The sequence below is a fragment of the Prosthecobacter sp. Pr1 genome (assembly GCF_057652315.1).
Genome location: NZ_JBYFBS010000041.1, coordinates 1 through 10907 on the forward strand (window position 1 = coordinate 1; position 10907 = coordinate 10907).

6 protein-coding genes are annotated in these 10907 nt (G+C 62.0%); 4 read left to right on the plus strand and 2 right to left on the minus strand.

What is annotated here, in order from left to right; genetic code table 11:
* On the plus strand, nt 1-883 hold an 883-nt coding region (locus AC24GY_RS29185), incomplete at its 5' end, for an ISAs1 family transposase (RefSeq protein ID WP_487690339.1).
* A gap of 75 nt (nt 884-958) precedes the next feature.
* Here AC24GY_RS29185 and AC24GY_RS29190 read toward each other — a convergent pair.
* Entirely contained in the window at nt 959-4135 is a 3177-nt protein-coding gene (locus AC24GY_RS29190; protein ID WP_487690341.1) for a DEAD/DEAH box helicase, read from the minus strand.
* Nucleotides 4136-4187: 52 nt separating this feature from the next.
* Here AC24GY_RS29190 and AC24GY_RS29195 point away from each other — a divergent pair, with 52 nt between their 5' ends.
* From AC24GY_RS29195 to AC24GY_RS29205, 3 genes are all read left to right on the plus strand, one after another.
* On the plus strand, nt 4188-4994 hold the full coding sequence (locus tag AC24GY_RS29195) for a ParA family protein (protein WP_487690344.1): 807 nt from the start codon (nt 4188-4190) through the stop codon (nt 4992-4994).
* Nucleotides 4995-5058: 64 nt separating this feature from the next.
* Nucleotides 5059-6150: a PA0069 family radical SAM protein gene (locus AC24GY_RS29200; RefSeq protein ID WP_487690347.1), complete on the plus strand. Its 1092-nt coding sequence runs from the start codon at nt 5059-5061 to the stop codon at nt 6148-6150.
* 382 nt (nt 6151-6532) lie between these two features.
* Complete coding sequence (locus AC24GY_RS29205; protein ID WP_487690349.1) at nt 6533-9478, plus strand: hybrid sensor histidine kinase/response regulator; 2946 nt, start codon at nt 6533-6535, stop codon at nt 9476-9478.
* Between the two features lie 216 nt (nt 9479-9694).
* Here AC24GY_RS29205 and AC24GY_RS29210 read toward each other — a convergent pair whose 3' ends face one another.
* Entirely contained in the window at nt 9695-10831 is a 1137-nt protein-coding gene (locus AC24GY_RS29210) for a transposase (RefSeq protein ID WP_487690351.1), read from the minus strand.
* Nucleotides 10832-10907 lie beyond the last annotated feature (76 nt).

The following is a 10907-nucleotide window of genomic DNA, read 5'->3' on the forward strand; positions in this document are numbered from 1 at the left end:
GGCGCTGCGCCCGCAGGCGCTCTTGAACATCCTCACCGGCTGGTGCGGCGAGCTGAGCGGCAAGCATGTTGCCATCGACGGCAAAACATTGCGCGGCACCCACGACGCCGAGCAGGGCAGGCACTTGGTGCATCTGGTGCGCGCCTGGGTGGATGAATGTTCGCTGAGAGCCGGGCAGGTCGTCTGTGACGAGAAAAGCAATGAGATCGAGGCCATCCCACGACTGCTGGAATCGCTGAGCCTGCAGGGTGCCACCGTCACTATTGACGCGATGGGCACGCAGGTCGCCATCGCCGAACAGATCCATGCGGCAGGAGCCGATTATGTGCTCTCGCTCAAAGCCAATCAGAAAGGCGCGTTGCAGGCGGTGGAGACCCGCTTCAAAGAGCAGCTGCAAGCCAGTCCTGCCAGCGTCCGTCAGCACAAGAGCGAAACCCTTGAGCTCTCGCACGGGCGCTGCGAGAGGCGGTGTTACAGCGTCATCGATGATCTGGACTGGTTCCACAAAAGCTGGAAATGGGCGGGGCTGCAAAGCGTGGCGCAAGTGCGCCGCAGCATCCAGCGCAGCCATGAGAGTCCGCTGCTTGAAGAGGTGCATTACTTCTTATGCAGCTTCAAAGCCGACGTGCGCAGGCTCGCCGCACTGGTGCGCGGCCACTGGGGAGTGGAGAACCGCTGCCATTGGGTGCTGGATGTGACGTTCCGTGAAGACCACTGCCAGGTGCGCGACATCAATGGTGCGCACAACCTCTCCATCCTGCGCGAAATGACCATGAAGGCCCTTCGCGACGAGACCTCCAAGCTCAGCCTGCGCAGAAAACGCCGCCGGGCTGCTCTCGCCCCTGCCTTCCGACTCAAAATCCTCGCCTCGCTTCATGCGTAAGCCCTGTAGTGCGTGCGGCCAGCCTGGGCGTGAGGTTGCTTTTGAGAGGCGGCGGTGGCTGAATGCGCGGGAGGGCTACTGGATCAGTGCTTCGAGATCGCTTTCGGTGAGGCCTTCCATCATGGGGGCTTGGTCGTTGAGGGCTGCTTCGACGAGGCCGCGTTTTTGGGCCTGGAGCTTGAGAATGCGTTCTTCGACAGTGCCGCGGATCGCCAGGCGGTAGGCGTTGACGACTTTTTGCTGGCCGATGCGGTGGGCGCGGTCGATGGCCTGGGATTCGACGGCGGGGTTCCACCAGGGGTCGGCGAGGATGACGTTGTCGGCGGCGGTGAGGTTGAGACCGTAGCCGCCGGCTTTGAGGCTGATGAGGAAGATGCGGCAGTTCGGGTCTTTCTGGAAGCGGGCTACCTGCTCGGAGCGGTCCTGGCTGCTGCCGTCGAGGTAGGCGTGATCGAGTTTTTCGGCTTTCAGGTGGTCGCGCATGAGGTGCAAAAAGCGGACGAACTGGCTGAAGACGAGGAGCTTGCCGCCGGATTCCATGACGGATTCGATCTGGCCGAGGAGGGCAGGCCATTTGCCGGAGAGGTCGTCCTGGCCAAGGCCTTTGAGGGCGTCGGGCTGAACGCCGGTGAGGCGGAGATCGCAGCAGACCTGCCGTAGGCGCAGGAGCACGGTGAACATGGTCATCTTGGCACCGTTCTGGCCGGAGCGGCGGCGGGCGGCTTTGATCTCCTCGCGGCCCTCCTCCAGGATCTTGCGGTAGAATTCGCTCTGCGCGGCGCTGGGGGTGCACCACAGCACCTGCTCGATCTTCTCGGGCAGGTCTTTGAGCACCTGGCGTTTGGTGCGGCGAAGGAAGTAGGGCAGCGTGAGTTTTTGCAGGCGCTGGGCGGCGTCGCGGCCTGCGGGGAGGTCCAGGCCGGACTGGATGGGGCTTTCGAAGCGCTCTTTGAAGGATGTTTGGTTCCCCAAATAACCCGGCAGGGCGAAGTGGAAGATGGACCACAAATCGCGCACGCCGTTTTCCAAGGGGGTGCCGGTGAGGGCGATCCGGCCGCTGCAATTGAGGCTGCGGAGGGTCTTGGCGGCGTCAGTATCGGGGTTGCGGATGAAGCTGGCTTCATCCAAAAGAATCAAACCAAAGCGGATGGTTTGGTAATGTTTAATATCTCTGATGATCAATTGATAAGAGGTCAATATCACGTCAAAAGAGGGGATGGTACTGAGGGCTTTTTCGCGGCCTGCGCCCTGGATTTGGAGCACTTTAAGGGTGGGAGCGAAGCGCTCGAACTCGGCCTGCCAGTTGCCGAGCAGGGACTTGGGGCAGACGACGATCATGGGGCCGCATTGGTCGCCTTTGCGCTGCTTAAGGAAGAGGGCCACGGCGATGCTCTGGACGGTTTTGCCCAAGCCCATCTCATCAGCCAGGATGCCGCCGCGACCACGGAGGATGCGGGAGGTCATCCAGCAGACGCCTTCCATCTGGTAAGGGCGGAGCATGCCGGCGAGATCGCCGATCTCGGCCTGCACCTCACTACTTGTAACGCTAACCTCGTTAGCGGCACCTGTGGCTTCATCGCCAAAGTAGGCGGCATGGGCTCCGTGGACGCGGGCACCTTCGGGGGTGAGCTCCATGGGGACATCCCGCAGGGATTCCTCCAAATCATCCACGGCGGCGATGTCGAGGATGTACTGTTTGCCGTTGGCCCCTTTGACCGATCTTTGGCCGGAGCGGACCAGTCGCAGGACTTCGGCACGGGGGAGGCGGAAGCCGTCGGTGGACTCGTAGGCGAACTCCATGCTGAGCCAGTCGCCACCGCCCATCTGTCCGGCGGGTGCGACGAACTTGGTTTTGGGCGCGATGCGCTGGATGCCGCGAGTCGCGGAGCGCCAGCGCTCGCCTTCGGTAACGGTGGCGAGGTTACGCAACTGCGGGAGTTCGGAGGCGTAGAAGCGGAGGACGTTCTCGCTGCCCTGCAACCGCAAGACCTGGCCTTCGGGCTTGAAGCCGAGGCCCTCCAAGCGGCGCAAAAGGTGGAATTCGGCCTCTATGTTTTGGACGTAGAATACAAAGCCATTCGATTCATCCTGAAGTGGGAAGATTGAATGACTGTCATCCGAATGGCGCACGGGCCAAGTGTGCGAATTGTAACGGGCGGAGAGTTTCGCATCCACGACCTGCAGCGAGCCGTCGAGCTGGATTTCGAACTGGCAGGGCACGGGGGCGACGTGGAATTTCTCCAGGCCAGCGCCGCGCAGTTCCACCTGGAAGCATTCGCCCAGAGACTCCCCCTGCTCCGCCAGCCAACGTAACGGCTTGGTAACGCTTGAACGACTCAGCTCTCCCGCAAGGGTGGTGAGGGCGGGGGTGTCGGCCAAGTGGCGAAAGAGGGAGGCGGTCTCCTGGCAGATCCACCACGCGCCCATGACGTGCTTCTGGTGGCCGCCTTCCAGTTTGAGGCGGACGGTTTGGGGATCGACGGACTCAATGACCAGCGGCAGACGGACGCGCTCAGGAGCGACGTGGAAGAGACGCTCCTGGCCGTTCGGCTTGCCGACGAAGACGCGGGGGTGCTCGGCCAATGTTTCCAGGAAGGTGTTCAGGCCTGCGCCTTTGAGGGAGATGGGCAGGCTCTGGGGCTGCTTGATTCCCTGGCTGGCGAGCCAGGCGGCGAAGAGGGAGGTTTCGCCCTCGCCGCCGGGGAGGTATTTCACGAAGACGCCGAAGGGTTCGCGGATCTGTCCCTGCAGGAGGGGCTCGGGGAGATATAGGGAGTAGTGACCGGGGATCTTGAGCGGGGTCAGGGGGAGCTGTTTTGTGGCGCTGGTTTGAGCGGAGCTGTGGGGGACGGAACCGGCTGAAGGGGGACGTAGACCGCCGGAACCGCCTAAAGGCGGAACTACAGAACGTGTGCTGCCGGCTGAAGACGCTGCATGGCCTCCAGAACCGGCTGAAGCCGGGCGGGAGCCGCCGCTTTGCTCGCGGACGTGGGCGAGGGCCACGGCGAGGGCGTGCTCGCACATCATGCCGCTGCGACGGGCGTGGGGGCAGGTGCAGAGGTTTTCCACATCGGAGGAGGTGCGGATGCGCAGGCCGGTGGTGAATTTCAGTTTTCCGGAGCCGGCGGTGCCACGGATCATGCCGTCACTGCTGCTGGTGACGACGGCCAAACCTGCATCCACCAAGGAGCGGGCGGACTTCATCACCGCCCAACCGCCGATTTCTCCGAGCCATTTCTCTGTGATTTCCATTTCGTGCTGGCGTGTCCCATGGTTTATCTGCAAAGTCCAGTGCCAAGTACCTATGAGGATTGTCGCCATTTCCAACCAGAAAGGCGGTGTCGGTAAAACGACGACCGCTTTGAACCTCGCCGCGTGCCTCACCCAGCGCGGGGTGCGGGTATTGCTGGTGGACCTTGACCCCCAGGCGAATGCCACCAGCGGACTCGGGCTGGCCCAGGAAGACGGGGGGAGCCTGTACTCCGCACTGGTGGACGGCACGGACCCGCGCCTGGCCATCCGCAGCACCCGGCTGCCGAACCTTTCCATCATCCGCTCTCATCAGGAGCTGGCGGGTTGTGAAATCGAACTGGCCCAAGCAGGCAACCACATGAACCGTCTGAAAGAGGTGCTGGCCCCGCTGCGCGACTCCGGCCATTTCGACTACGCCATTTTGGACACCCCGCCCTCCCTCGGCGTGCTGATGACGGGTGCCCTGGCGGCGGCGGACGAACTCCTCGTGCCCATCCAGTGCGAGTACTTTGGCCTCGAAGGTCTCTCCAAGATCGTGAATGTGGTGCAGCAGATCCGCGAGTGCGGGGCGAATCCGAACCTGCTGCTGGAAGGCATCGTCATGACGATGTATGACAGCCGCGCCAATCTGGCGAACCAGGTGGTCAATGACGTGCGCAATTACTTTGCCGAGACCTGCTACCAGACGCTGATCCCGCGCACGGTGCGCCTGGGTGAGGCGCCGAGCTTTGGCAAGAGCATCATCGAGTATGAGCCCTCCGGCCGTGGTGCGCAGGCTTACCGGGCGCTGGCGGATGAATTTCTGGCCCGGCGCGGGGTGCCGCAGGCTCCCCACGCAGTGGCGGTCGCGGCGGCTTAATCCGATTGCCAAGATCCCGCAGGCACCTCTTGCCTTCGCAGCTCGCGAAGCGTAAAAGGAGCATATGCCTGTTCATTTGCACAGCGAACGGAATGACGCCTCTACGGGCGTGTCGAAGGGCATTCGTGGACGCGGAGCCGGGCACAATCCGGACCAGCGGTTCGCAGAGCTGCATGTGGACTACGATCCCGGTGAAGCGCCGGAGAAGGTAGCCACGAAGTTCCTGCATGATCACTCGTCCAGCATCATCTCGCGCAACAGCAGCCCGGATCTGCCCTTTGAGGCCAGCCTGAACCCCTACCGTGGCTGCGAGCACGGCTGCGCCTACTGCTACGCACGGCCCACGCATGAGTACCTGGGCTTCTCCGCCGGGGTGGACTTTGAGTCCCGCATCATGGTCAAGGAGAACGCCCCTGCCCTGCTGCGCGCCGAGTTGCTGAAGCCGAGCTACAAGCCGGTGACGCTGTCCCTCAGCGGAGTCACGGACTGCTACCAGCCGATTGAGAAAAAGCTGCGCATCACGCGGGGCTGCCTGGAAGTGCTGGCCGAGTGCCGTCACCCGGTGGTGCTGATCACGAAGAACCACCTCGTCACGCGGGATATAGATTTGCTGGCCGAGCTGGCGCGGCATTCCGCCACGGCGGTGTATATTTCAATCACGACACTGGATTCCGAACTGGCCCGCAAGCTGGAGCCGCGTGCGTCATCTCCCAAGATGCGGCTGGAGGCGATCCGCCTGCTGCATGAGGCAGGCATACCCGTGGGCGTCTCCACCGCGCCGATCATTCCTGGATTGAACGATTCGGAAATCCCCGCGCTCATTGAAGCCGCGCGCGCTGCGGGGGCGCAGTTCGCGGGATACACGGTGGTGCGCCTGCCCTTTGCGGTGAAGGATGTGTTTCGTGCGTGGCTGGACCAGCACTTTCCAGGCATGCGGGACAAGATTCTCAGCCGCATCGAGGAGACCCAGGGGAAGACGATGTCTCACGGTGAATTTGGCAAGCGGCTCAAGGGCATGGGTGTGTGGTCGGAGCAGATCGCCGCGATGTTTAAGGTGTCGATCAAACGTGCCGGCATGCTGCACCGGAGGCCGGAGGTGAGTGCGGAGGCATTTCGGCGGCCGAAGGATGCGGGTGGGCAGATGGAGTTGTTTTGATTGGGAGGGATATGGGATGGTTGAAGGTGAATATGCATGGGACGTTCGTTTTTGCCGCAGAGGGGCGGAGGAGCAGAGGGGGCAGAGATGGATTCTGTTGCGGACTAAAGTTACAGCCGATGAGGCTGGCACGTGGGGTGTAGAGTGGGTCGGCTTTGGAGAGCGCGGATGGTGCAGATGTGGCATGAGGTGCTTGGCTGTGTGGCGGAGCTTTCCAGAGCCGGTTGAAAACCGGCGCTCCCAGTACAGAGCTGCTGCGCAGAGCTGGGATGATCCTGGCCTTGCGGCAACGTTGAGCGCCTCATGGCGTTGAGTGATTGAGGCTTGTGATGCCCGCATGCCATCCTTGCCATTTTCGAAGAGGGGGCGTATTAGGTGGCGAATGCCTGACGTCGCCAAGCCAGCCCATGCACCGGCGGACAGAGCCACTCCGGCTTTCTGTGCGCCGAATTTATCGAGCATTGAGGAGCACTACAAACTGCTCAGCTGCCTGCTGGATTACATTCCTGACCGCATCTATTTCAAGGACAAGCAGGGGGCGTTTGTGCTGGTGAGCCGGTCCGAGGCCGAGTATCTGGGGGCGTGTGATCCGGCGGAGGTGATCGGCAAAACGGACTTCGATTACTTCGATCCCGCACTGGCGCAGGCGGCGCTGGAGGATGAGCAGGAGCTGATGCGGCTGGGCAAATCCATCACCGGCAAGGAGGAAAAAAAGCGGCTGCTCGACGGACGCACGGGCTGGGCGCTGGTGACGAAGATCCCGCTGCGCGATGCGGATGGCGGCATCATCGGCACCTGTGGGATTTCCAAGGACATCACGGCGCTCAAGGAGACCGAAGAGGCGCTTTATAAGGCCAATGCCGCGCTGGCTTCGCAGAAGGCGCTGCTGGAGCAGTCCATGGCGGAGCTGCAGCAGACGAAGCTGGAACTGGTGCAGCAGCTGGCGCTGCGCGAGCGAGTGGAAGATGAACTGGTGCGCGCCAAGCGTGAGGCGGAGGAGGCCAGCAGCGGGCTGGGCCCCTTCTTTCAGGTGGCGCTGGACATGCTCTGCATCGCGGGCATGGACGGCTACTTCAAACGCATCAATCCGGCCTTTTGCACCACGCTGGGCTACACGGAGAAAGAGATGCTGGGCCAGCCCTTCCTCGAATTTGTGCATCCTGAGGACCGGCCGAAAACCGTGGCGGCGGTCGAGCGGTTGGAGGTGGGGCTGAACCTGGTCAACTTCATCAATCGCTACCAGCACAAGGACGGCGGCTACTTGTGGATCGAGTGGACCGCCGCGCCAAATGCCGGCAAAACGGCGATCTATGCGGCGGCGCGAAACATCACCCAGCGCATCCAGACGGAGGACGAGCTGCGCATGGCGCGTGCGGCGGCCGAGGCGGCGAACCAGGCCAAGAGCACCTTCCTCGCGAACATGAGCCACGAGATTCGCACGCCGATGAACGGGGTGCTGGGCATGACGGAGCTGCTGCTGAACACGCGCATGACGGGCGATCAGCGCGGTTACTTGAACCTGGTGCGGCAGTCGGCGGATTCGCTGATGACGGTGCTCAATGACATCCTGGATTTCTCCAAGATCGAGGCGGGCAAGATGGACCTGGACAGCCATGAGTTTGATCTGCGCGACTCCATCGGGGACACCCTGCAAACGCTGGCGGCACGCTCGGCGGAGAAAGACATTGAGCTGGCCTACCTGGTGAAGCCTGACGTGCCGGACTGCCTGATCGGCGACATCTGCCGACTGAGGCAGATCATTTTGAATCTGGTAGGAAATGCCATCAAGTTCACGCCGCGTGGTGAGATCGTGGTGGAACTCCGCGTGGAGAGCCGGACCGAAGACCGGGTGATCCTGCATGTGCAGGTGTCTGACACGGGCATCGGCATTGCCAAGGACAAGCAGGCGAATGTGTTTGAATCCTTCACGCAGGCGGAGAGCTCCACGACACGGCGCTTCGGCGGCACCGGGCTGGGCCTGACCATTTCCAGGCAGCTAGTGGAGCTTATGCAGGGGCGCATGTGGCTGGAGAGCGAGCCGGGCAAGGGCAGCATCTTCCACTTCACCGCGCAGTTTGAACTGGGCACCCAGAAGCCGAATGCCGCGCGAATGCTGCCCGACAAACTGCGCGACTTCCAGGTGCTGGTGGTGGATGACAATGCGACGAACCGCACGATCCTCGAAGAAATGCTCAAGACTTGGGAGCTGCGACCGGTCCTTGCCGCCAGTGGTGCCGAGGCCTTGGATCTTTTGGAGCAGGCGCGGGCAGAAGGTGCGCCCATCCCGCTGGTGCTGCTGGACTACATGATGCCGGAGATGGATGGCGCGGAAGTTTGCCGCCAGATCCGGGAACGTTTCGGCGACAGCGCACCGAAAATTTTGATCCTGTCATCCGGTGGCAATCTGACCGCCGAGATCGGCGATGAAGATCTGGGCTATGAGCGCTGCCTGACCAAGCCGGTGAAGCACTCGGATCTTTTTGACACGATCAGCCGCGTTATGGGCGGGCTGATGGCCGATGACAGAACGAGCAGCGCCTATGACATGCCGGGGCTGCAGAGCATGGCGCCGATGAAGCTGCTGCTGGCGGAGGATGGCCGGGTGAATCAACTCGTGGCCATCAAGATGCTGGAGGATCGGGGGCATGAGGTCACGCTGGCCAACAATGGGCGCGAGGCTTTGGAGCTGCTCGCCAGCCAGACTTTTGACGCTATCCTCATGGACATCCAGATGCCTGAGATGAACGGATTTGAAGCGACGCTGGCCATCCGCGAAAGCGAGGCCGGCACCGACAGGCATGTGCCCATCATCGCCATGACGGCGAATGCGATGAAGGGTGACCGCGAGCAGTGCCTGGATGCGGGGATGGATGACTACATCGCCAAGCCCATTCACTCGACGGAGCTTTATCCGCTGCTGGAAAAGTTTGCCAGCCTCAGCGAGACCCCCCAGGCGGATCCCCTGCCCTTTGGTGCTGCATGCCATGAGCCTGTGTTCGACGCCGACACTTTCTGCGACAACATTGGCGATGGTCCGCTGATGCTGGAGCTGATCCGGCTGTTCTTTGAGGAGTCGCAACCCATGCTAGGCCACGCCTGCCTGGCGCTGCATGAGCTGGATGCCGAAGCACTGCATCAAGCCGCCCATTCATTGCAGGGACTGGTGGGCAATTACGCCGCCGCACCGGCCTTCAACGCGGTGTCCGCGCTAACACAGTGCACGCGGAATGGAAATCTGCTGCAGGCGGGGAAACTGCTCGCGGAGGTGACGGATGAAATCGCGCGGCTGAGGGAGGCGCTGGCGGAGTTTGCGAAGGAGATTGAGTGAGGGGGGGAAACCTTCGTGCCACGGGTGAGGGCTGGAGGACTTCAGACGCTCCTAGCGTTTGGATCAATCCTTTGGGGAACGGATCCGAAAGTCACACTGGCAATGTGGTACATCGGTCGCTTTTGACACCACGCGGTTCGTCGTGCCTACCGCCTGCACTTGATGCTGGATAAGTCCGAATCTCCTTCTGCGTGGGTTCGGGATGCGTGACCTTTGTCAGCTCAGAGGCCGTGTGCGGAGCTGCCGCAGCGTGTAAAAGGGTTCGTCTGACTCCGTCATGCGGCGGCTGCCACGTTTGCGCTTGGGCCCGAAGTGCTCCCGCTGATCCATGAAGAGGCCCTCGACAAACTCCTTGCTCCCGAGCGCGATGCCATCGCTGAAGTAGCGCACACGCAGGTGCACGAGCTCCGCAGGGCTGAGCTTGCCGCCCTTGGCCAGAACGGCACGGGCCGACTCTACGCTCACGCCGCGCCGCACGACGTTTTCGTTTTGCGCATCCTTCACTTCGCGACCCTCCGCATGCAGCAGGCAGCGATACGCCACCGCTGCGCCCGCACTTTTCCAACCATCGACCGGTTTGCTCAGCGCCTTGCAGAGTCCGCGTTGCGCTCTGCGGCTGCCGCCCAGCGCCTCCGCGTAGCCGCACCAGCGGTAGTCCTTCGGGTCCTTCACAAGACCGGCGCGCACGGGATTGAGATCGATGTAGGCGGCCATCGTCCGCAACGCTTCGCCTTTGCCCTCCACGATGACACTTTTAAAACGATCCATCCAGAGCGTGCCGCGGCGGCCGCGCCGTTTGTTGAACCAGCGGCTGAAGCGCTCTTTCACCTCTTTGACGAAGAGGGACAGATCGCAGAATCGTTTCTTCAGCGCGTCCACCCGCTGCTCTGCCAGCACGGCCATGCCTCGCTCGCGCAGATCCTTCAACTCATCCCGCAACAAGCCCAGGTAGGCACGGCTGTACAGCGTGCGCAGGTGATCAAACAGACGCGCCTCGCCGTCCACTCCCTCAAACCGCTGCAGCCACGTCTGCCGGTGCGGCACCTCGGCCAGCAGGTGGAAATGATTCCCCATGATGCAGTAGGTCGCCACCTTGACCCCGGAGAACTCCGACATCCGCCAGATCACGCGGCGCAGCGCCTCCTTCTCCACTTCATCAAACAGCACCTCACCACCGCAAGTCCGCGACATGACGTGATAGCAATACGACTCCAGCGGTCCCTTTCCCAGGATGCGGAACCTGCCGCCGGACCAAGATCGCGCGCCAGGATAGAGGCCCGTTTTCGCATTCACGCCAACGAGTTGCTCTTCGAGCGGGAGCGCTTGGGGATCAGCAGACTGAGTCGATTTCATGCGGCCGAAATTGGGTCATTTTTCGCAGTAATCAATTACTAAATGCCTGGCATTATTTTATAGACGCAACGGTGTC